Annotated in this window: 18 protein-coding genes; 7 read left to right on the top strand and 11 right to left on the bottom strand. The window is 73.4% G+C overall.

The window, feature by feature from the left end; all coding sequences use genetic code 11:
* From KYT88_RS03825 to KYT88_RS03815, 3 genes are all read right to left on the bottom strand, one after another.
* Window positions 1–531 (bottom strand): GNAT family N-acetyltransferase, encoded by a 531-nt coding sequence (locus KYT88_RS03825; RefSeq protein ID WP_237583774.1) that lies wholly within the window; start codon window positions 529–531, stop codon window positions 1–3.
* Between the two features lie 98 nt (window positions 532–629).
* Entirely contained in the window at window positions 630–2,888 is a 2,259-nt protein-coding gene (locus KYT88_RS03820) for a DEAD/DEAH box helicase (RefSeq protein ID WP_237583773.1), read from the bottom strand.
* Between the two features lie 318 nt (window positions 2,889–3,206).
* Window positions 3,207–6,473 carry an efflux RND transporter permease subunit gene (locus KYT88_RS03815; RefSeq protein WP_043585750.1) on the bottom strand — a complete coding sequence of 1,089 codons (3,267 nt, stop codon included), beginning with the start codon at window positions 6,471–6,473 and terminating at the stop codon, window positions 3,207–3,209.
* Between the two features lie 188 nt (window positions 6,474–6,661).
* Between KYT88_RS03815 and KYT88_RS03810 the strand changes: the two genes are divergently transcribed.
* Genes KYT88_RS03810 through KYT88_RS03800 form a run of 3 tightly spaced genes read left to right on the top strand, consistent with a single transcriptional unit; the run spans window position 6,662 to window position 7,784 of the window.
* Window positions 6,662–7,060, top strand: a complete 399-nt coding sequence (locus KYT88_RS03810; protein WP_043584968.1) for a DUF2256 and DUF3253 domain-containing protein — start codon at window positions 6,662–6,664, stop codon at window positions 7,058–7,060.
* Window positions 7,061–7,077: 17 nt separating this feature from the next.
* Window positions 7,078–7,476 (top strand): hypothetical protein, encoded by a 399-nt coding sequence (locus KYT88_RS03805; protein WP_043584969.1) that lies wholly within the window; start codon window positions 7,078–7,080, stop codon window positions 7,474–7,476.
* 11 nt (window positions 7,477–7,487) lie between these two features.
* Window positions 7,488–7,784 (top strand): hypothetical protein, encoded by a 297-nt coding sequence (locus KYT88_RS03800; protein WP_043584971.1) that lies wholly within the window; start codon window positions 7,488–7,490, stop codon window positions 7,782–7,784.
* On the opposite strand, the gene KYT88_RS03795 is transcribed toward KYT88_RS03800, so the two are convergent.
* From KYT88_RS03795 to yczR, 4 genes are all read right to left on the bottom strand, one after another.
* A complete protein-coding gene (locus tag KYT88_RS03795) occupies window positions 7,754–8,818 on the bottom strand; it encodes an FUSC family protein (RefSeq protein WP_043584973.1) in 1,065 nt (354 codons plus the stop codon). The genes KYT88_RS03800 and KYT88_RS03795 overlap by 31 nt on opposite strands.
* Before the next feature lie 126 nt (window positions 8,819–8,944).
* Window positions 8,945–11,026: a glycogen debranching protein GlgX gene (glgX, locus tag KYT88_RS03790; RefSeq protein WP_119374160.1), complete on the bottom strand. Its 2,082-nt coding sequence runs from the start codon at window positions 11,024–11,026 to the stop codon at window positions 8,945–8,947.
* A 112-nt stretch (window positions 11,027–11,138) separates the two neighbouring features.
* Window positions 11,139–12,122: a trypsin-like serine peptidase gene (locus KYT88_RS03785; RefSeq protein WP_237583772.1), complete on the bottom strand. Its 984-nt coding sequence runs from the start codon at window positions 12,120–12,122 to the stop codon at window positions 11,139–11,141.
* A gap of 160 nt (window positions 12,123–12,282) precedes the next feature.
* Window positions 12,283–13,746 (bottom strand): MocR-like transcription factor YczR, encoded by a 1,464-nt coding sequence (gene yczR, locus KYT88_RS03780; RefSeq protein WP_237583771.1) that lies wholly within the window; start codon window positions 13,744–13,746, stop codon window positions 12,283–12,285.
* A gap of 63 nt (window positions 13,747–13,809) precedes the next feature.
* Here yczR and yczE point away from each other — a divergent pair, with 63 nt between their 5' ends.
* Both yczE and KYT88_RS03770 read left to right on the top strand, forming a co-directional pair.
* Window positions 13,810–14,475 carry a membrane protein YczE gene (gene yczE / locus KYT88_RS03775; RefSeq protein WP_043584975.1) on the top strand — a complete coding sequence of 222 codons (666 nt, stop codon included), beginning with the start codon at window positions 13,810–13,812 and terminating at the stop codon, window positions 14,473–14,475.
* An 88-nt stretch (window positions 14,476–14,563) separates the two neighbouring features.
* Window positions 14,564–16,624 (top strand): APC family permease, encoded by a 2,061-nt coding sequence (locus tag KYT88_RS03770; protein WP_043584977.1) that lies wholly within the window; start codon window positions 14,564–14,566, stop codon window positions 16,622–16,624.
* 267 nt (window positions 16,625–16,891) lie between these two features.
* Here the strand turns inward: KYT88_RS03770 and KYT88_RS03765 are convergent, their stop codons facing one another.
* On the bottom strand, window positions 16,892–18,022 hold the full coding sequence (locus tag KYT88_RS03765; protein WP_043584979.1) for an FAD-dependent oxidoreductase: 1,131 nt from the start codon (window positions 18,020–18,022) through the stop codon (window positions 16,892–16,894).
* Between the two features lie 209 nt (window positions 18,023–18,231).
* Between KYT88_RS03765 and KYT88_RS03760 the strand changes: the two genes are divergently transcribed.
* Window positions 18,232–18,441 carry a DUF3073 domain-containing protein gene (locus KYT88_RS03760; protein ID WP_012037444.1) on the top strand — a complete coding sequence of 70 codons (210 nt, stop codon included), beginning with the start codon at window positions 18,232–18,234 and terminating at the stop codon, window positions 18,439–18,441.
* Window positions 18,442–18,577: 136 nt separating this feature from the next.
* On the opposite strand, the gene purM is transcribed toward KYT88_RS03760, so the two are convergent.
* The gene (purM, locus tag KYT88_RS03755; protein WP_043584982.1) at window positions 18,578–19,687 is read right to left on the bottom strand and encodes a phosphoribosylformylglycinamidine cyclo-ligase; all 1,110 of its coding nucleotides are present in this window, start codon (window positions 19,685–19,687) and stop codon (window positions 18,578–18,580) included.
* Between the two features lie 89 nt (window positions 19,688–19,776).
* On the opposite strand from purM, the gene purF reads away from it, so the two are divergent.
* Window positions 19,777–21,237, top strand: coding sequence for an amidophosphoribosyltransferase (gene purF / locus KYT88_RS03750; protein WP_043584984.1), 1,461 nt, complete (start codon window positions 19,777–19,779; stop codon window positions 21,235–21,237).
* A gap of 54 nt (window positions 21,238–21,291) precedes the next feature.
* Here purF and KYT88_RS03745 read toward each other — a convergent pair whose 3' ends face one another.
* Window positions 21,292–21,600, bottom strand: coding sequence for a hypothetical protein (locus KYT88_RS03745; RefSeq protein WP_043584986.1), 309 nt, complete (start codon window positions 21,598–21,600; stop codon window positions 21,292–21,294).
* A gap of 59 nt (window positions 21,601–21,659) precedes the next feature.
* Window positions 21,660–22,040, bottom strand: coding sequence for a sterol carrier family protein (locus KYT88_RS03740; protein ID WP_043584988.1), 381 nt, complete (start codon window positions 22,038–22,040; stop codon window positions 21,660–21,662).
* Window positions 22,041–22,215: the final 175 nt, after the last annotated feature.

Below are 22,215 nucleotides of genomic sequence, written 5' to 3'. Positions count from 1 at the left end.
TCAGACGGCCGGGTCGTCCGCCAGCCGCTGGAACAGCACGTGGTCCTGCCACTCCCCCGCGATGCGCAGGTAGCGCGGAGCGAGCCCGAACCGCGTGAAGCCCGCGCGGGCGAGCACGGCCTGCGACGCGGCGTTGTGCAGGAGCGTGCCGGCCTCGACCCGGTGCAGCCCGAGCTCGCCGAACGCGAGGGCGACCGCGGCCTCGACCGCGGAGGTCGCGAGCCCGCGGCCGGTGCGATCCGCCGCGAGCCAGTACCCCATCGCGCACGACTCGAAGGCGCCACGCACGATGCCGTCGAGGTTGAGACGGCCGGCGACGGATCCGTCGTCGTCCAGGATCGCGAGCGGCACGCCCTGCCCGCGCGCGTGCTGCGCCAGCGCCGCCTCGAGGTCGGCGCGCTGACCGGCGGGGGTGTCGTGGTCCGGCTGCCGGATCGGCTCCCACGGCGCGAGGAACGCGCGGCTGCGCAGGCGCAGCTCGGACAGGGCGGGGGCGTCGTCGGGCGTCAGCAGGCGGATCCGTTCGGGCACGGCATCGAGGATGCCAGACCGCCGAGCCACCCCACGCACGACGACGGCCGCCCCATCCCGCTGAGGGATGGGACGGCCGTCGTGGTCGTGCGTGAGCGCTAGACGCGCGCGAGGTCCGCGATGACGCGGTCCCCGGCGGCGGCCATGACCGTCGTCGCCTTGATCTCGGCGCGACCCAGGAGGTCGTCCATGCGGCGGCGGCGTGCCTTCGTGATCAGCGTCACGACGGTGCCCTGCTTGCCCGCGCGGCCCGTGCGGCCGGCGCGGTGGAGGTAGCTCTTGTACTCGTCGGGCGCGTCGGCCTGGATGACCAGGCCGATGTCGTCCACGTGGATGCCGCGGGCGGCCACGTCGGTCGCCACGAGCACGCGGACCTTGCCGCTCGTGAGGAGCTGCAGGTTGCGCGTGCGGCGCGCCTGGTTGAGGTCGCCGTGCAGCGACGTCGCCGGGATGCCGGCGTCCTCGAGCTGGTCGGCGAGCTGCTCGGCGAACGCGCGGGTGCGGGCGAAGATCAGCGTCTTGCCCTCGCCCGAGCTGAGCTGCTCGATGATCGCGGCCTTGTCGCGCTGCTCGATGAGGAGCACGCGGTGGTCGATGGTCGACGACGCCTGGTCCTCGCCCGCGACCTCGTGGACGCGGGGGTTCGGCAGGAACTCGTTGACGAGCGTCGCGACGCCCTTGTCGAGCGTGGCGGAGAAGAGGAGGCGCTGGCCGTCCTTCTTCACCTGGCGGAGGATCCGCTGCACGGGCTCGAGGAAGCCGAGGTCGCACATATGGTCGGCCTCGTCGAGGACCGTGACGACGATCTCGGAGAGGTCGAGGCGGCCCTGGTCGATGAGGTCCTCGAGGCGGCCGGGGGTCGCGATGAGGATGTCGACGCCGCGCTGCAGCGCACCGACCTGCTTGAACTGCGGCACGCCGCCGAAGATCGTGGTGGTGAACAGGCCGACCGAGCGGGCGATGGGCTGCACCGTGCGGTCGATCTGCATGGCGAGCTCGCGCGTCGGGGCGAGGATCAGCGCGCGGGGCTTGCGGCCCATCTTGCGGTTCTTCGCGCCGTCGTTCTCGAGCAGGCGCTCCACGAGGGGCGCGCCGAACGCGATGGTCTTGCCGGATCCGGTGCGACCGCGGCCGAGCACGTCGCGACCGGCGAGCACGTCGGGGATCGTGGCGGCCTGGATCGGGAACGGGCTGGCCGCACCCAGCTCCTCGAGCACGCGGACGATGTTCTGGCCGAGGCCGAGGGCCGCGAAGGTCACGCCGTCGACGTCCTTGGCCGTGGTGGCCTGGGCCTCGAGGCGCTCGAGCACGAAGTCCTCGGACGGAGCGTGGCGCGGGGCGCCCTCCTTGCTCGGGTAGAAGTCGCTGTCGCGCTTGGGGCGGGCGTCGTCGTAGGACGGGCGCTCGTTGCGCTGGGGGCGGTCGCCGTATGACGGACGCTCGGACCGCTGCGGGCGGTCGCCGTACGACGGGCGCTCCGTGCGAGCAGGACGGTCGTTGTACGCGGGACGCTCAGAGCGCTCGGCGCGGTCGCCGTAGGAGGGGCGCTCCGTGCGCGCCGGGCGGGAGTCGTTGTACGACGGGCGCTCCGTGCGAGCCGGACGCGAGTCGTTGTACGACGGACGCTCGGTGCGAGCCGGGCGGTCGTTGTACGCGGGACGCTCGGAACGCTGGGCGCGGTCACCGTACGACGGGCGCTCGGCGCGGTCGTTGTACGCGGGACGCTCGGAACGCTGGGCGCGGTCGCCGTACGACGGGCGCTCGGAACGCTGGGCGCGATCGCCGTACGAGGGGCGCTCGTTCCGGTCGTTGTGGGCCGGACGCTCCGACCGCTGCGGCCGGTCGTTCCCGTACGAGGGACGGTCGTTGCGCGGCGCGCGGTCGTTGTAGGACGGACGCTCGGAGCGCTCGCCGCCACGGTCGGGACGCGAGTTCCCGTACGACGGACGCTCGGAGCGCTGGCCGCGCTCGGCGCCGTACGAGGGGCGCTCGCTGCGCTGGCCGCGGTCGTTCCCGCCGCCGTAGGAGGGGCGCTCGCCGCGCTGCGGTCGGGCGTCGCCGCCACGCTCGGGGCGCGCGTTGGCGCGGTTGGGGCGGTCGCCGTACGCGGGACGCTCGCCGCGACCGGCGGGGCGCTCGGCGCGGGGCTCCCAGTTGGGGCGGTCGCCGCCGCGCGCGGGGCGGGCTGCGCCGCCGCGCTGGGGGCGGTCGTCCTGGCCGGAGCGCTGGGCGCGCTCGTCGGCGTTCCAGCGCTGCTTCTTGGGGGCGGGATCCGAGTTGTAGCCGCGGTGGTTCGGGCTGCGGGATCCGGCGGGGGCGCGCTTGGCGCCGCGCGGGGAGTCGTTGTTGTAGGGCATGAGGGATTCCTCGTTCTGCTCGAGTGCATGACAATGCTCATTCGAAGCAGCGCGCTACAGGATCAGGGTGCGCAGAGCTGCTCTCAACCCGGGCAGTCGTCGACCGGGGGCCGTGTCATCGCGTGACGTACCCCTCTGCGGAACGAGAGGGGGAAACCGGCCCACCTGACTGACAAATCCATCCGCCCGGATGGATGGTCCGGTAGCGGTGTCAAGAGCCGACTGGAGCACACTACCGGACGCGCGCCCCGGGCACCAGGGCGGCGCTCCGCCCGGGCGCGCCACGCGGCGCCCCCGGGCGGGGTCGTGAGGCGCGGATCAGCCCGCGGCGCCGGCCTCGGTCGTCGTCGCGGATCCGCCCGCCGGCAGCCCGCGCTCGGCCCGCTTCCGCTCACCGCGCGCCCGGATCCGCAGCGCCGCGCGCTCCACCAGCGAGTACAGCGACGGCAGCACCAGCAGCGTCAGCACGGTCGACGACAGCAGGCCGCCGATCACCACGATCGCGAGCGGCTGCGAGATGAACCCACCGTGCCCGGTGAGCCCGATCGCGAGCGGCAGCAGCGCGAAGATCGTCGCCAGCGCCGTCATGAGGATGGGCCGGAGCCGTCGACCGGCGCCCTGCAGGATCGCCTCGCGGAGCGCCATGCCGCGCGTCCGGTACTGGTTCACGAGGTCGATGAGCACGATCGCGTTGGTCACCACGATGCCCACGAGCATCAGCAGGCCGATGATCGACGCGACGCCCAGCGGGATCCCCGTCACGACCTGCAGGAGCACCGCGCCCGTCGCCGCGAACGGCACCGAGACGAGGAGCACGAGCGGCTGGATGAGGCTCCGGAACGTCGCCACCATGATGATGTAGACGATCAGGATCGCCGCGAGCACCGCGAGCCCGAGCTGCCCGAACGCGTCGGACTGCTGCGACGCGACGCCGCCGAGCGAGGCCTGCGCGCCCGCCGGCAGCTGCACGCCCGCGACGGCCTGCGACACCTCCGACGAGGCGAAGCCCACGTCGTCGCTGCCGGGCGTCGCGCTGACGGTCGCGCTGCGGAAGCCGCCCGTGGTCGTGACGGTCGCGGGGCCGTCGGCCACCTCGACGGTCGCGAGGTCGCTGAGCGGCACGGACCCGCGCGCGGTGGGGATCCGGAAGTCGCGCAGCCCCTGCAGGCTCTGCGCGGCGTCCGGGTCCTGGATGTAGATGGACAGCGTCTTCTCGTCGATCACGACCTGACCGACCGCGGCCGGCAGCCTGCTCGCCGTGACGATGCCGCCCACGGCCTGCTCGCTGAGCCCGGCGGCCGCGGCCTTGGCCCGGTCGACGGTCACCGCGATGTACGGCTGCGTCTCCGAGAGGTTGCTCGTGGCCTGCTCGATGGACGGGATGTCCTTGACGGCCGCGAGGACCGCGTCGGCCGAGGTCTTCAGGTCGTCGGAGTCGTTCGCGGTGATCTCCACCGTGATGTCGCTCGAGGAGAACCCGCCCGACGCCGCCGCCAGCGACACGTCGCCCACGTCGGTGAGGCCGTCGACCGCGGTGCGCACGCGCTCGCGGATGGCGTCCTGGTCGGCGTCCGCGTCGGTGGTGAGCGCGAACGTGATGCCGCCGCCGCCCCCGAACGCCGAGGTGAGCGAGGTGCTGTCCGAGCCGATCGAGGTCTGCACGGTGTCGACGCCCTGGACGTCGATGAGCGCCTGCTCCACCTTCGTGGCCGCGGTGTCCTGCGCCTCGAGGCTGGTGTCGCTCGGCAGCTCCTGCGACACGGTCAGCGTGTTCTGGCCGCTGTCGCCGAGGAAGTTGGTCTTCATGCTCGGGATGAGCGCGACCGTGCCGCCGAGCACGAGGATCGCGAGGACCAGCGTGACGGCCGAGTGCTTGAGCGTCCACGCGAGGATCGGCCGGTAGCCGCGCTGGAGGCGCGTGGGCGCGCCGATCCCCTCGCCGCCGCTCTGGCCCTCGCTCTGGCCGTCGGCGGCGTGCGATCCGCGGGCCCGCCGGCCCGATCGCCCGCGGTCGTCGACGGATCCGCGGACCGCGGCGTGCGCTCCCGTGCGCGTGCTCTCCGCAGCCGCGGCGGCGGCCGCCTTCCTCCGCGACCGACGCGACTCCCCCTCGGGCCGCAGGAACCAGTACGCGAGCACCGGCACGATCGTCAGCGAGACGAACAGGGACGCGGCGAGCGCGATGGTCACGGTCAGCGCGAACGGCCGGAACAGCTCGCCGGTGATGTCGCCCACGAGCGCGATCGGCAGGAACACCGCGACGGTCGTGGCGGTCGACGCGGTGACCGCGCCCGCGACCTCGCGCACGGCCGCGCGGATCGCGTCGAGCCGGTCGGGCGTGAAGGAGAGGTGCCGCTTGATGTTCTCGATGACCACGATCGAGTCGTCCACCACGCGCCCGACCGCGATCGTCAGCGCGCCGAGGGTGATGATGTTCAGCGTGTAGCCCGAGGCGAGCATGCCGATGAAGGTGATGAGCACGGACGCCGGGATCGAGATCGCGGTCACGATCGTGGACCGGATCGACATCAGGAACACGAGGATCACGAGCACCGCGAACACGAGGCCGAGCAGGCCCTCCGTGGTGAGGCTCGAGATCGACTGCTCGATGAACGGCGCCTGGTCGAACACGACCGTGAACTTCGTGTCGCTCCCCAGGTCGTCCGACAGCTGCGGCAGGAGCTGGGTCACGAGATGCGAGACGTCGACCGTGTTGCCCGCGGGCGTCTTCGTCACCGCGATGGTGAGGGACGGCTGGCCGTCGACGCGGGAGATGCCGGTGGTCGGATCCTGGCCGAGCTCGACCGTGGCGACGTCGCCGATCGTGAGCGCGCGACCGCCCGCCGCGCCCAGCAGCGGCAGCGAGGCGAGGTCCTGGGTGGATCCGAGGCGCGTGCCCGACTGCACCGACAGCGTCGTGCCGTCCTCCGTCACGGATCCCGCGGGCAGGAGCGAGCCGTTCGCGTCGAGCGCGTCGCGGATCGCCTGGTTCGTGAGGCCGGCGGCCTGCACCTCGGCGGGATCCGGCGTGATGACCACGCGCTGCCCGACCGTGCCCAGCAGGCTCGCGTCGCGCACGCCCGCGAGCTTCCGGATGTCCCCGAGCGTCGAGCGCTCGAGCGCGGCCGTGAGGTCCTGCGGGCTGAGGTCGCTCGTGACGGCGATCTGGATCACCGGCAGGTCGTCGATGCTGCCCGCGATCACGACGGGGTCGATGCCGTCGGGCAGCGTGGTGCGGATCCGGTTGATGGCCTGGTCGATCTTCTGCTCGGCCGTCGCGAGGTCGGTCCCGTAGGTGAACGACGCGGAGATGACGGACGAGTCGGTGCGCGAGGTCGCCGTGGAGGACTCGAGGCCGGGCACCGCCTGGATCGCGCGCTCGATGGGCGTCGACACGTCGGTGTCCACGACCGCGGGCGACGCGCCCGGGTACGCCGTGACGACCGCGAGCTGCGGGAACGACACCGAAGGGATGAGCTCCTGCTTGAGCGTCGTCAGCGCGATGCCGCCGAACACCCCGATGACGATCGTGATGAGCGCGATCAGTGCCCGGTTGCGGAGGCTGAAGACGGAGAGGAGATGCAGGGGGTGCTCCTTGTGGGACGCGGGCCGCGGGTGCGGCGGTCGCTCGGACCGCTGATCGCCCGCACCGGGAACCCGCCCCGTGGGGGAAGTATCGCACCCGGCGTCGGGAAATCCCCGCTCGCGCCGGGTTTTCAGTACCGGATCACCGCATCCAGCCGACGCCCCTCTCCGCGGAGCATGCTGGAGGGATGGCGCACCGGGCATCGAGCACGAAGGAGCGCGTCCCCGAGCCCAAGACCTGCGCCTCGTGCGGCCGCACCATCGAGTGGCGGAGGAAGTGGGAGCGCGACTGGGACGAGGTGCGCTACTGCAGCGACGCGTGCCGTCGCCGCGGTGTCAGCGACGTCGACGAGCGGCTCGAGCGGCGGATCCTCGACCTCCTCGCGCACCGCGCCGGCGGCGCCACCATCTGCCCGTCGGAGGCCGCGCGCGCGGAGTCGCCCGACGACTGGCGCGAGCTCATGGAGCCCGCCCGCCGCGCAGCCCGGAGGCTCGTCGACGCGGGCGAGGTGGAGATCACCCAGAAGGGCTCGGTCGTCGATCCCTCCACCGCCAAGGGGCCCATCCGGATCCGCCGCCGTCGCTGACGAGGCACACTAGGGGGATGCATCGACCGACCCTCACCGTCCTGGCCGCCGTCGCGAGCGCGGCGCTCCTGTCCGGATGCGGGGCCAGCGCGCAGTTCACGTCGCCCACCACGGAGATCTACGCGACCACGGCGGACGCCCAGACCGCGCTCGGCGCGGCGATGCCGACGTGGATCCCGGCGGACGGCACGCTCATCCGCACCAAGTCCGAGGCGAAGGCCGGCAGCATCGTCGCCGTCCAGACCGCGACGCCCGCCCCCGCCCCCGGCGGCTGCACCGACCTGCAGATGCCCACCATCCAGGACACCTGGTGGCCGCCGGAGATCGACCCCGCGACGGTCACCTGCGCCGACGGATGGAACCTGTTCGGCGCGAACGGCCGCATCTACGGCTGGAGCACCACGGTCCTCCCCTAGGCCCGTGCGCCATGGCCGCCGCATCCGCCCGCCCCGATCGCTCCCGCGACCGGCTGCTGGTCGCGGGTGCCGTCCTCTGCTTCGCGATCCTCGCCGCCGCCGCGCTGCTGGGCGCCGTCGCGCTGGGGCAGAGCGCCATCCTCGTCGACGAGCTGCCATCGCCCGACCTCGGCACCGCGACCTCTCCCGAGCACGAGGCGCTCGGTCGGCGGGCGCTCCTCGCCGGCGCGGTCGCGGCGCTCGCGCTGACCGGCGGCATCCTCTGCGTCGTCCGCCGCTACGCCGTCCCCACCGCCGCCGGCCGCTGACGCCGCGCTGCCAGCGCGCGCAGCACGAGGATCACGACCACGCCCACCGCGGCGCCGACGACCGTGTCGACCACCCGGTCCGCCACGAGCGGCAGCACGGGCAGCGTGCGACCGAGGCCGCCCATCACGAGCGCGAGCGGCGTGATGAAGACGAGCGCCACCCCGTAGTGCCGCCCCACCGCGATCTCGGCGGCGAACTGGCAGGCGACCGCGACGGCGATCACGGCGGGCGCCGGCAGGTGCAGCGCGAGGATCCCCGCGGCCACCACCGACCCGGCCAGCGTCCCGAGCACCCGGTGCGCCACGCGCGTGAACGACAGCGGGCCGCGCACCACGGGCAGCACCGCGACGAGCGTCACGACCGCCCAGTAGTGGTGCCCGAGCCCGAGCGCCACGGCGATCGCGCCCGCCACGAGCGCGCCGACGACGTTCGCGACCACGGCGGTCCACGCGGCGAGGTCGCGATGCACGCCGGCATCGCGCACGGGGATCCGGGGCAGCGCGCGGAAGCGGTGCGCGTGCGCGTCGGGCGTCCAGCGGCGGAGCAGCCAGCCGGACATGCAGACGCCGGCGGAGAACAGGATCGCCGCGACCGCCGTCACGAGCGCCTCGCGCGCCTGCGCCGCATCCACTGGCACGGCCGCGCACACCACGAGCCCGAACACGGGGAACAGCGGATGCGGCGGCACCAGGCTCATGGCCGTCGACACGAGCGACGCCCCGCCCAGCACGATCGCGAGACCCACCGCCTCGAGCCCGAGCGGGGCGTCGAGGAGCGAGAGCAGCACGCCCGTCGAGATCGCGACGAGCATCATCGCGGCCCCGGCGCCGACGCTCGCGAGCCGCAGCCGGTACCGCTCGTTCCGCCCGTAGAGCCCGGTGAAGGCGCCGAACGACGCGTAGAGCGCGAGGTCGAGGCGGTCGATCGCGAGCAGCACGACCAGCGGCACGAGGAGGCCGACGCTCGCGCGCATCGCGGCCTCGAGGTCGAGCGTCCGGGTCGACGGCGGCCGCGGGGCGGGCGATGAGGTCACACGGGATCCGATCTCCCCGGGAGCGGAGACGGGGCGTCCCCACGGTACGCCCGCCCGGCGCCGACCCCGGACGCGGCGACGCGCCCCCGGTCTCCCGGGGGCGCGTCGGCCGATCTCGCGGGGCGGCTAGGAGCGCGCGGCCCGCAGCACGGTGAACGAGCGGTCGCGCACGAGGATGCTCGTCGCGTCCTCGTCCGTGTTCTGCTCGGAGTCCGAGGAGATGGCGAGGTGCCACGAGACGCCCAGGCCCTCGGGCAGCTGGAACTCGACCGGACCCTCGGCCGCGTTGAACGCGACGAAGAACGCGTCGCTGTCCTTGCCCTTCATGATCACGCCGATGCTGAAGGCGTTCGGGTCCGTCCAGTCCTCCGGGTTCAGCGTGGCGCCGTCGGCCCGGATGAAGCGCACGGCCTCCTCGGCGCCCTCGACGTCGTCGCCGCGGAACCAGATCGGACGCAGCGCCCGGTTGCCGCGGCGCAGGCGGATCAGCTTCCGCGTGAAGTCCTGCAGGTCGCGGTCCGCGTTCGCCCAGTCGAACCACGAGATCTCGTCGTCCTGGCAGTACGCGTTGTTGTTGCCGCCCTGCGTGCGCGCGATCTCGTCGCCGCCGAGCACCATCGGGACGCCGGACGACAGCAGCAGCGTGCCGAGCATGTTGCGGCGCTGGCGGTCGCGGATCGCGTTGATCTCGGGGTCGTCCGTCGGCCCCTCGACGCCGGCGTTGGAGGAGCGGTTGTCGCTCTCGCCGTCGTTGTTGTCCTCGCCGTTGGCCTCGTTGTGCTTCTCGTCGTACGAGGTGAGGTCGGCGAGCGTGAAGCCGTCGTGCGCCGTGATGAAGTTCACGCTGCACAGCGGCGAGCGGCGGCCGGACTCGTACACGTCCGGGCTGCCGGTGATCCGCTGGGCCAGGGCGCCGAGCACGTTCTGCCCGCTGTGCCAGAAGTCGCGCACGTCGTCGCGGAACTTCCCGTTCCACTCCGACCAGTCCGCGGGGAAGCCGCCGACCTGGTAGCCGGCGGTGTCCCACGGCTCCGCGATCATCTTCACGGGGGCGAGCACCGGGTCCTGGTGGATGAGGGTGAGGAACGCGCTGTGCAGCTCGGCGTCGCCGTCCTGGCGCGTGAGCGTCGTGGCGAGGTCGAAGCGGAAGCCGTCGACGTGCATCTCCTCGACCCAGTAGCGGAGCGAGTCCATGATGAGCGCGAGCGCGGCCGGGTGGCCGACGTTGAGGCTGTTGCCGGTGCCGGTGGTGTCGAAGTACGACGCCTCGTCGCCCTCCACGAGCCGGTAGTAGGACGCGTTGTCGATGCCCTTGAGCGACAGCGACGGGCCCATGTGGTTGCCCTCGGCGGTGTGGTTGTAGACCACGTCGAGGATCACCTCGAGGCCCGCGGCGTGCAGCGCCTTCACCATCTCCTTGAACTCGGCGACCTGCTGGCCCCCGTCGCCCGCGGAGCTGTAGTCGGAGTAGGGCGCGAGGAAGCCGATGGAGTTGTAGCCCCAGTAGTTGCGGAGGCCCTTCTCCTCGAGGTGCGAGTCCTGCATGAAGTGGTGCACGGGCAGGAGCTCGACGCTCGTGACGCCGAGGTCGGTGAGGTACTCGATGGCGCTGGGGTGCGCGAGGCCGGCGTAGGTGCCGCGGATCTCCTCGGGCACCGACTCGAGCTGCTGCGTGAAGCCCTTCACGTGCACCTCGTAGACGACGGTCTCGTCGAGCGGGGTGCGCGGGGCCTCGTCGTCCTCCCAGTCGAAGCGGCGGTCGGCCACGACGGAGCGGGGCATGGATGCGGCGGAGTCGACCTCGTTGATGGCGGACGGATCCGCGAAGGTGTGCGCGAAGACCTCCTCGCCCCAGGTGGGGTGTCCCTCGATCGCGATGGCGTACGGGTCGAGCAGGAGCTTGGCGGGGTTGTGGCGGAGGCCGCGGGCGGGGTCCCACTCGCCGTGGACGCGGAGGCCGTAGCGGGTGCCGATGCCGGCGCCCTCGACGAGGCCGTGGAACACGTGGCCGGTGCGCTCGGAGAGGCGGGTGCGGGACTCGGTGCCGTCGTCGTCGAAGACGCAGACCTCGATGGCCTCGGCGGTCTCGGAGTACACGGCGACGTTCAGGCCGCTGGGCAGCCCTCCGTCGCGGGCGACGACGGTCGCGCCGAGCGGGTAGGGGCGGCTGATGTAGGAACGGCTGACGGGAGGCAGGTCGATGGTCACCGGTTCAGTATGCTCGCGCCCGTCGTACCCGTTCGTGCACGAAGGGGATTCCCCAGGCAGCGGTCCGAGACCGTCGCTCGCCGGCTCGGGCGGACCGCTGCCCGGGGATCGGCTACCGCCCCTGGAGCGAGGAGAAGGCGCGCTCGGCGTCGGCACCCCACGGGGCGAGGAGCACGCCGCGTCCCGCGGAGGGCCGCGCGACGACCGCGTGCTGCTCGCCGGTGAACGTCAGCACCGGGGCTCCGGCGGCACCCGTGCCCAGCGTGCACGGCAGCGAGGTCTGGCCGCCGGTGTCGTGCCGCGGGCGGCCCTCGCACGCCTCGAGGGACGCGGTGGCGGATCCGGCGGTCGGGTAGCCGAGGACGGCCAGGTTCGGCGCCTGTACCGTAGCCGGGACGAGCGCGGATCCGAACACGGGCTCGGCGGCGCCCACGGAGGCCGCGAGAACCTCGCCGGCGGGGCCGCTCACGCGCGCGAACCCGGCGTCGTCCGAGGCGCGGCCGGTCGCGGTCCACGCGGAGGAGACCGCCGCGACGCGCACCGGCCAGATGCCGTGCGGGGCCGAGGCGCCCTGGGCTCCGGGGATGAAGGTGGCCAGCGTTGTCGCGGCGCCCGTGCGACGGTCGGCGAGGCAGTGGGCCGCCGTCGCGATCGTGTCGCCGCTCGGGGTGTCCACGACGCTGGCGGTGCACGCGTGGTTCCGACCGCCCGAGACGTAGAAGAGGACGCCGACGAACGGCTCGTCGGGGTGCGGGACCGGCGCGCCGGACGCGGCGCTCGCGTCGTCCGATGCGGAGAGGGTCGCGGACCGCGTGGACCCCGACGCGGAGGCCGACCCGGCGACCGACGGCGCATCGGCGGCCAGGGCAGCCGCGCGGGCGGCGGGCGTCCAGTGCGCAACGGCCGCGGCGTGATCGGCGGACGCGGACGCGACGACGACGGACGCGTCCTGCGCGGAGGCCGCGACCGGCACGGCGAGGACGGCGGCCGAGGCCAGGCCGCCGGCGAGCGCCAGCGCGGCGACCGCGCGACGGGAGCGGGGACGGGGGGCGGATGCACCCGCCGGGGCGGGTGCGGTGGTGGATCGGATGCGCATTTCGTTCCTCCGGATCGATCGGCTCGCGACCCCGGCGGGGACGTCGCTCGCCGACGCGGAGGTCGAGACGGACAGCCCTCGGGGGACGCGCGGACCCCTGGACGGTAGAGGGATGCGCCGCCTGGCCGTCGGCCGCGTCCCCAAGGCCGGGCGGCGATCCTCAGACCAGGACCGACCGGTCCACGACGTCGTGCTCGCGGCCGGCGTCCGGCCGGCCGACCTCGGGCGCGAGGCCGCGCCACGCGTCCTCGAGGATGTCGAGCGCCCGGTCGGTGGCGGCCGGCGTCGCCGTGACGGGGATCCGCAGGAACCGCTCGAACGCGCCGTCGTGCCCGAATCGGCTCCCGCCCGTGATCGCCAGGCCGCGCGACCGGGCGGCCAGCGCGAGCTCGGTGCTCACGGGCGCGCCGATCCCGACCCACACCGCGAGCCCGCCGTCGACGTGGGGGACCTCCCAGCCGGGGAACCGTCGCGCGAGCTCCGCCTCGACGTGGTCGCGCGTCTCGCGCAGGCGTGCGCCGCGCTCGGCGAGGATCCCGTCCATCCCGCCCAGGACCTCGGCCACCACCAGCTGCTCGAGCACGGGCGTGCCGAGGTCGCGGGCCGAACGCGCCCGGGCGAGGTCGCGCAGGAGCGGCCGGCCGGCGCGGATCCAGCCGACGCGGAGCCCGCCCCACACCGTCTTGCCCACCGAGCCGACGAGGACCACCGCGCCCGGCGACCCGTGCACGGCGAGCGGCGGATGCGCGGTCGGCCTGTCGATGTCGAGCTCGGCCGTCGTCTCGTCGGCGATCACGGTGACGCCGTGCGCCTCGGCGAGCGCCACGATCCGCGCGCGCTGGTCCTCGGGCATCGTCCGGCCCGTCGGGTTGTGGAAGTCGGGCATGAGGTAGGCCAGCGCGGGCCGGGTGCGGCGGATCGTCTGCTCGAGCACGTCCTCGTCCCAGCCGTCGGCGCCGACGCCCGCCCCGACGAGCCGCGCGCCGGCGTCGCGCAGCGCCTGGATCGCGTGGGGGTAGCTCGGCTGCTCGACGAGCGCGCGGTCGCCGCGGTGCACGAGCACGGAGGCGAGGAGGCCGATCGCGTGCTGCGCGCCGACGGTGACCATGACGTCGTCGGCCTCGGTCGGCAGGCCGCGCGCCCGGTAGCGGGCGGCGATGGCCTCGCGCAGCTCCGGCAGCCCCTCGACGTCGTAGCCGTGCCCCTCGAGGTGCGCGGGCAGCCGGGCGGCGGCGCGCATCGCGGCCTCGGCGAGCGCGGGCGCCGCGGGCACGGCGGCGCGGCTCATGTCCGCGACCTCGCGGCCGCCGCCCTCCGCGCGGAGCGGGCTCCGGGGGATCCGCGTCACGCTGCCCGAGCCGCGGCGGCTCGCGAGGTGGCCGGTCCCGCGCAGCGCCGCGTACGCCGCCGCGACGGTGGTGCGGCTGAGGCCGAGCGCGGCGGCGAGCTCGCGTTCCGCGGGCAGGCGCGCGCCCACGGGCACGCGCCCGTCGAGCACGAGGTGCCGGATCCCGTCGGCGAGCGCCTGGTACGCCGGGCTCCCGGGTCGCGCCCACTCCCCCAGCAGCGTCGTGAGGGCGGTCGGGCCGAGCACGGCGGAGGGCGCGGATCCAGCGAGGGTCATGAGGCCACAGCCTGTCGATTGGCCTCTTGTCCCGCAACCCCCGGCCGCGATTGGATCTCCCACATGCTCCGTCGCTCAGTCCAGTTCGCCATCGGCATCTTCCTCTACGGCTTCGCCATCGGCATGATGCTCCAGGCCGCCATCGGCGTCTCCCCCTGGGACGTGCTCAGCCAGGGCCTCGGGCTGAAGACCGGCATCCCGTTCGGCGTCGCCACCAACATCATCGGCGCGCTCGTGCTGCTGCTCTGGATCCCCATCCGCCAGCGCCCCGGCTGGGGCACCGTCCTCAACGTCGTCTTCGTCGGCTACAGCGCGCAGGTCGCGCTCGCCGTGGTGCCGGCCGTCGAGAGCCTCTGGATCCGCGTCCCGCTCTTCGCCGCCGGCCTCGTGCTCCTCGGCGTCGCGACGGGCCTCTACATCGGCGCGCACTTCGGTCCCGGCCCGCGCGACGGCCTCATGACCGGGATCCACCGCCGCACGGGCTGGCCGGTGTGGCGCGTGCGCGTCGGCATCGAGCTGGTCGTGCTCGCGATCGGCTGGGCGCTCGGCGGGAACGTGGGGGTCGGGACGCTCGCGTTCGCGCTGCTGATCGGCCCCGTCGTGCAGCGCACGCTTCCCCTCTTCGACCTCCCCGTGCCCACCCGCGCACCCCGCCGTCGCACGCGCGGCGCCGCCCCGGAGGACCCCGCAGGCACCCTCCCCACCGGCCCGGTCGCGACGGTCGGGTAGTCCGCGGGGCGACGGGGATCCAGCGGGGTCACGGGCCGCGCCCAGCGCCGTCGCGTCCCGGGCGCGTCGCCATGTATCGTGGCCGCTCGTGACTCCGGACCCCCAGGCTCCCGAGAGCAGCCCCGCCAAGCGGCTGCTCATCGGCGAGAAGCTCGCCAGCGACAAGCTCGAGGGCCAGCTGCTCCCCAAGCACCTCGCGCTCCCCATCTTCGCGAGCGACCCGCTCAGCTCGGTGGCGTACGCCCCGCAGGAGCTGCTGCTCATCCTCACGCTCGGCGGCCTCGCGTTCCTCAGCTTCGCGCCGTGGGTCGCGGCCTGCGTCGTGATCCTGCTGGTGGTCGTGGTCCTCAGCTACCGCCAGCTGATCAAGGCGTACCCGTCGGGCGGCGGCGACTACGAGGTCGCGCACAAGAACCTGGGCGAGAAGGCCGGCCTCGTCGTCGCGTCCGCGCTCCTCGTCGACTACATCCTCACCGTGGCGGTGTCGGTGGCCTCGGGCGTCGACAACATCATCAGCGCGATCCCGGAGATAGCGCCGTTCCGCGTCGAGATCGCTGTCTTCTTCGTCGCGCTCCTCGCGGCCGTGAACCTCCGCGGCGTGCGCGAGTCGAGCAAGGCGTTCGCGGTGCCGACGTACCTCTTCATCGCGAGCGTCGGCGTGATGATCGTCGTGGGCCTCACCCGCACCGCGCTCGGCGACCCGCCCGTCGCCGAGTCGGCGGGGTACACGGTGGACACGCCGACCCTGTCGCAGGTCGCCTTCATCCTCCTGCTGCTCCGCGCGTTCTCGAGCGGCTGCTCGGCGCTCACGGGCGTCGAGGCCATCTCCAACGGCGTGCCCGCGTTCCGCACCCCGAAGGTCAAGAACGCGCAGGCCACCCTCGTGATCATGGGCGGCACCGCCATCGTCCTGTTCGTGGGCCTCACGACCCTCGCCCTCATCGCGCGCGTGCACTACGGCGAGCACCCGTGCGACCTCCAGGGCTGGGCGGAGTGCGCGACCGAGCCGCAGAAGAGCCTCATGGCGCAGGTCGCGGCAGCGACCTTCGGCAACGGCAGCGTGATGTTCTACCTGCTGCAGGCCACGACCGCCGCCGTGCTCCTGCTGGCCGCCAACACCGCGTTCAACGGCTTCCCGCTGCTCGGCTCCGTGCTCGCCAAGGACGCCTACGCGCCCAAGTCGCTGCTCACGCGCGGCGACCGCCTCGTCTACAGCAACGGCATGCTGCTCCTGGCGCTCGGCGCGACGCTCATCCTCGTCGTCTACCAGGCCAACCTCACGCAGCTCATCCAGCTCTACATCATCGGCGTCTTCGTGTCGTTCACGCTCGGCCAGACGGGCATGGTCGTGCACTGGACCCGCATGCTCCGCGAGGGCTGCGCGAACCGCGGCGAGGTGATCCGCGGGCTCGCCATCAACGCGTTCGGCGCGCTGCTCACGGCGCTCGTGCTCATCGTCGTCACCATCACCAAGTTCACGCACGGGGCCTGGCTCGTCTTCGCGATCATGCCGGTGCTGTTCCTCCTCATGCTCGGCGTGAACCGCTACTACCGCGACGTGGAGAAGGAGATCGAGGTCGACCCGGTCACCGTCTTCGGCTCCACGGGCGACCACGCGGTCGTGCTCGTCGGCCGGATGCAGAAGCCGGTCCTCAAGGCCCTCGACTACGCCATCGCCGCGAACCACGACAGCATCGAGGCGGTGCACGTCTCCGTCGACGACGAGGCGACCAAGCTCCTCGAGCGGCAGTGGGTCGAGATGGAGATCGAGATGCCGCTGCGCATCGTCGCCTCGCCGTACCGCGACATCAGCTTCCCGCTCATCAAGTACCTGAAGTCCCGTCGCGCGGAGCACGGCAGCGAGATCATCACGGTCTACACGCCCGTCTACATCGTCGGCCACTGGTGGGAGACGCTGCTGCACAACCACAAGGCCAGGCGGATCCGCCAGAAGCTGCTCCTCGTGCACGGCGTCACGCTGGCGCTCGTGCCGTGGCTGCTCGACTCGTCGGAGCTCATCTACGGCCGCCGGTCCCGCCCGGTGCCCGGGCAGGATCGCCGCGGCGAGCCCGTGCGCCCCGCGGTCCGCCGTTCCGGCCCGCCGCCGACCACCCCCGTCAAGCACACCAGCGGACGCCGGACGCCGTAGGCCACGGCCCGTCATGGACTCGTGTCCTCGAAAAGGAGGACACGGCTGTAGACTCGTTGGTGCACGAACTCTTCCCCCGAGAGCTCGTGCAGGTCGACCGGATCGAGGGGTGCCCCAGCGTCGGCGCACCTCGTGCCGGTCGGATCACGTCCGGACCGACCCGAGCCATCCGGACGGACGTGGGGGCCACGCCGCGAGTTCCCGCGGACGGCGCGGGCCCCCACGACCCCTCCTCCGCGGATGCCCTGCGCGCGGCGACGCCGGGTCTCAGCCGAGGGCCGCGACGACCTGCCTGGCCACGCGACGACCCGCGCGGTTCGCGCCGATGGTCGACGCCTGCGGACCGTAGCCCGCGAGGAACACCCGCGGATCCCGGGCCGACACCCCGGACTCGACGCGCACGCCGCCCTCCTTCTCCCGCAGGCCGAGCGGCGCCAGGTGCCGGATCTCGGGCCGGAAGCCGGTCGCCCAGATCACCGCGTCCACCTGGTCCCGCTCGCCGTCCGCCCAGACGACGGCGTCCTCCTCGAAGCGCGCGACGGGTCCCCGGCTGTCGAGCACCCCGCGACGGATCCCCGCGACGATGCGCCGCGTGCGCGGGACCCCCGTGCCGCTCACGATGCTCGGCAGCGCCTCCCCGGCGCGCGCCGCACGGTCCTGGAGGTCCACCGCGCGCACCGCGGCCTCGACGTCGAGCTCGCCCGCCTCGAGGAAGTCGACGGGTCGCCGGGTCGACCACATGGTGCGCGCGGCCACCCCCTCCAGCTCGAGGAGGAAGCCGATGGCGGACGTGCCGCCGCCCACGACGAGCACGCGGAGCCCCCGCAGGTCGGCGGCGGCCCGGTAGCCGGACGTGTGCAGCTGCCGCCCGCGGAACGTCGCGAGCCCGGGGTACGAGGGGATGAACGGCGCGCCCCACGTGCCGGTGGCGTTGACGACGAACCGCGCGACGCGGTCGCCGTCCGTCGCGCGCACGAGGAGCGGGCGGGCGGAGTCGGAGGGGTGGGCGGCGCGGCGCCGCGACGCGACGGCCGGCGGCGCCTCCGCGTCGAGCACCGCACGCACCTCCACCGGGCGGGCGACCAGCAGGTCGAAGTGCTGCTCGTAGCGGGCGTAGTGGTCGCGGACGACGTCGCGCGCGGGCAGGCGCCGATCGGCCGTCGCGAACGAGATGCCGAGCTCGGACATGCCGGGGAGGTCGGCCACGCGGTGCGCGGATCCCAGGCGGAGGGCCGCCCACCGGTGCTGCCAGGCGCCGCCGGTCCCGGGCCCGCGGTCGAGGACGACGGCGTCTTCGCCCATGCGGAGGCCGAGCCGCTGCAGGTGGTACGCGACGGAGAGCCCGGCCTGTCCGGCACCGATGACCACGACCTGGGTCTCTGCCGGCTGGGGGGTCATGGGACGACCAGGCTAGCGCCCGCTACGCGGCGCATGGCCAGCACGGATCCAGGTCGTACGATGCCCGTGCACGCTCCTCGGACGGGGAGGACACGCCCGGGACGACGAGGGCCACATGTTAGGGTAGCCCCTAGGTTTTCTCCAATCCCTGTCCGCTGATTCCAGCGTTGTCACCGCCCGTCGGGGCCTGAGTCGTGAGGGGGTCTCGCATGGGGCGCGGCCGTCAAAAAGCTAAGCACACCAAGATCGCGCGAGAGCTGAAGTCGTTCAGTCCCAATGTGGACTACACGCAGCTGGAGCGCGAGCTGACCACCCACGGGGCGGTCGACGAGCAGTACGCGGCCGAGGCCGCCAAGTGGGACGAGTACGCGGACGAGCCGGACGCCTACGTCCCGGGCGACGAGCAGAAGCGCGCCTGATCCGTCGCCGGCCCCGGTCGGACGAGCATCGGACCCGCCTCCTCGTGAGGCGGGTCTCCTCATGTGCGCCCGCGTGTCACGCGTCCGCCCGCGCCCGGCGCCGGGTCGCGGGCGGACGTGCCGGGCGTGACGCGGATCAGTCGCGGTAGCGGCCGGTGAGGCGCACGGCCCCGCCGTCGACGCCCTTGGCGCCCTGCTCGAATCCGGCGCCCACGGGGGCGTCGCCGATCGTCACGCGGCCGGCCTCCCACGTCGGGATGCCCGCGGCGGTCAGCGCGCGCGCGATGCCGTCCGCAGCCGCGGCGTCGACCACCGCGATCATGCCGATGCCGAGGTTCCAGGTGCCCTCCGCGCTCTCGAGCGTCGAGCCCGCGATGCCGGCGAGCGCGCGGAAGACCGCGGGCGGCGACCACGTGGAGCGCTCGAGCTCGCTGAAGGATCCGCGGGGCAGCACGCGCGCGAGGTTCGCCGCGATGCCCCCGCCGGTGACGTGGCTGATGGAGTGCACGGCCGGGCCGAGCTCCGGCTGCGCGAGCACGTCGAGCAGCGGCGTCGTGTAGAGGCGCGTCGGCTCGAGGAGGACCTCGCCTACCAGACCGCCGAGCTCGGCCGACGTGTCGCCGAACCCGATGCCGGCGGTGGCGAGGATGTGGCGCACGAGCGAGAAGCCGTTGCTGTGCAGGCCGCTCGAGGCGAGCGCCAGCACCACGTCGCCGTCGCGCACGCGCTCGGATCCGAGCACGGAGTCGGCCTCGACGGCGCCCACCGCGGCGCCCGCCACGTCGTAGTCGTCCGGGCCGAGGAGGCCCGGGTGCTCGGCGGTCTCGCCGCCGACGAGGGCGGTGCCGGTGTCGGAGCAGGCCCGCGCGATGCCGGCGACGATGTCGGCGATGCGCGCGGGCACGACCTTGCCGCACGCGATGTAGTCGGTCATGAAGAGGGGACGCGCGCCCACCACGACGATGTCGTCGACCACCATGCCCACGAGGTCCTGGCCGATGGTGTCGTGCTTGTCGATCGCCTGCGCGATGGCCACCTTTGTGCCCACGCCGTCCGTGGAGGTCGCGAGGAGCGGGTGGCGGAAGCGGGTGAGGGCGCTCGCGTCGAACAGGCCCGCGAATCCGCCGAACCCGCCGATGACCTCGGGGCCGTGCGTGCGGGACACGGCCTCCTTCATCAGCTGGACCGCGAGATCGCCGGCCTCCGTGTCGACGCCGGCCTCTGCATACGAGCTCTTGGTGGTCACGCGTACAGGGTAGCGGCCGGGCGCGTCGCTCCCGTGTGGGAGACTGGCCGCTCCCCCACCTCTTCTACTCTTCAGGAGTCAGCCGAAGCATGTGCGGCATCGTCGGCGTCGTATCGTCCGAACCCGTCAACCAACTCGTCTACGACAGCCTCCTGCTCCTGCAGCACCGCGGTCAGGACTCCACCGGCATCGCCACCGCCGAGGGCAACACCTTCCACGTGAAGAAGCTCAGCGGCCAGGTCCGCGAGGCGTTCCGCACGCGCGACATGCGCTCGCTGCTCGGCACGATGGGCCTCGGCCACGTGCGGTACGCGACCCGCGGCAGCGCAGCGGACGAGGACGAGGCGCAGCCGTTCTACGTGAACGCGCCCTACGGCATCGTGCTGGTGCACAACGGCAACCTCACCAACACGCGGGAGCTGGCGCAGGAGCTCTTCCACGTGGATCGCCGCCACACCAACACGAGCTCCGACACCGAGCTGCTCGTCAACGTCCTCGCGCACGAGCTGCAGTCGCAGGTCTCGGGCCTGGCGCTGGATCCCGAGCAGGTGTTCACGGCCGTCGAGCGGGTGCACGAGCGCGTGCAGGGCTCGTACGCGTCGATCGCGATGATCGCCGGGCACGGGATGCTCGCGTTCCGCGACCCGTTCGGGATCCGCCCGCTCACCCTCGGTCGTCGCGAGCTCGCGGGCGGCCGGATGGAGTGGGTCGTGGCGAGCGAGTCGCTCGTCATGGAGTCGCTCGGCTACGAGATCGTGCGCGACGTCGCGCCCGGCGAGGCCGTCTTCATCACGATGGACGGCGAGATGCACGCGCGCCAGTGCCATCCGGCGCCGCGCCTCATCCCCTGCGCCTTCGAGTTCGTGTACCTCGCGCGGCCCGACTCGGTCATGTCCGGCATCGGCGTCTACGACGCGCGCCTGCGCATGGGCAACCGGCTCGCGGCGACCATCGCCGAGCACAGCCCCGCGGGCGACATCGACGTGGTCATGCCCATCCCCGACTCGTCGCGGCCGTCGGCCATGCAGGTCGCGCAGACGCTCGGCATCGAGTACCGCGAGGGCTTCTACAAGAACCGCTACGTCGGCCGGACGTTCATCATGCCGGGGCAGGCGCAGCGCAAGAAGTCGGTGCGCCAGAAGCTCAACGCGATGAGCTCCGAGTTCCAAGGGAAGAACATCCTCATCGTCGACGACTCCATCGTGCGCGGCACGACGAGCCGCGAGATCGTCACGATGGCCCGGCAGGCCGGCGCCAACAAGGTGACGTTCACGTCCGCCGCGCCGCCGGTGCGCTACCCGCACGTGTACGGGATCAACATGCCGTCGCGGCAGGAGCTCATCGCCCACGGGCGGAAGATCCCCGAGATCGCGACCGAGCTCGGCGCCGACCACCTCATCTACCAGGAGGTCGCGGACATGCGCGACGCGATCCTCGAGGGGTCCACCGGCGTGGAGGACCTCGAGATGAGCTGCTTCACGGGCGAGTACATCACCGGCAACGTGACGCCGGAGTACCTGTCCTGGCTGGAGCGCACGCAGCTCAGCTGATCCGCGTGCCGGGCCGGGCGGAGGCCGGGTTCCGGCCGGTCTCCGGATTCCGGGTCAGGCGCCCGGCTCGCCCCGCTCGCGCTCGGCCGTGAGGACGCGGGACCGGCGCGAGGCCGCGCGGTCCAGCGCGAGCGCGAGGAGCGCGGCCAGCCCGCCGAAGAGGACGACCGCGAACAGCGCGAGGAACGCCAGCACCTGGGCCTCGGAGAACTCCGGGTTCGGCGGGAAGGTGAGCGTCAGGACCATCGCCACGACGATCCCGAGCACCGCGCCGACGCCCATGAAGCGGAAGTAGCGGGGGGACCGCCGCACGAGGACCTCGGTGCGGCGCTCGTCGTCGGGCTGGGGGCGGGCGTCGGTCATGGGTCCATCATCCCCCGCGCCGCGGACGCGCGGCGAACCGCGGACGCGCCGGCCGGCGCTCAGCGGTCGGCTGGGAGCTCCCACGGCACGGGGAGGAGGCCGCGGAGGTCGGCACGGAGCCCGGACGCCCGCACGGCGCCCGCCTCGACGCCCGCGTCCCAGGTCGTGCCGCCCGTGGCGAGCGCGATCCACGTGGCGGGGTCGGTCTCGATGACGTTCGGAGGCGTGCCGCGCGTGTGGCCCGGGCCCTCGATGCACTGGACGGCGCCGAACGGCGGGACGCGCACCTCGACGGTGCCGCCGGGCGCGAGATCCGCCAGCGACTGCAGCAGGAAGCGGACCGCGGTGGCCCGCGTCTCCCGGTCGGCGACGGCGCCCTGGGCGAGCGCGGCGCGCACGGCGGGCTGTCCGACGGTGGGATGGATGCGCGCCTTGGCCATCGTCCCAGGATGCCAGAGCGGCGGGGTCGGTCAGCCCGTCCGGCGTCGCCGCGCCCCTCCTAATGGGGCGTCGCGCCGGGTCCGCGCTTTGGGGGACATCCATTACCGTGTATGGAAGTGCCCCGCGGTGACACGACCCGCGCGGCACGGGAGGACGTCCTCCCTCCCGTGGCCT

It is taken from the genome of Clavibacter sp. A6099, assembly GCF_021919125.1.
In the GTDB taxonomy this organism is placed as follows: Bacteria; Actinomycetota; Actinomycetes; order Actinomycetales; family Microbacteriaceae; genus Clavibacter; species Clavibacter seminis.
The sequence above is the reverse complement of the archived record's forward strand: the minus strand, read 5'-3'. Positions and strand labels throughout refer to the sequence as shown.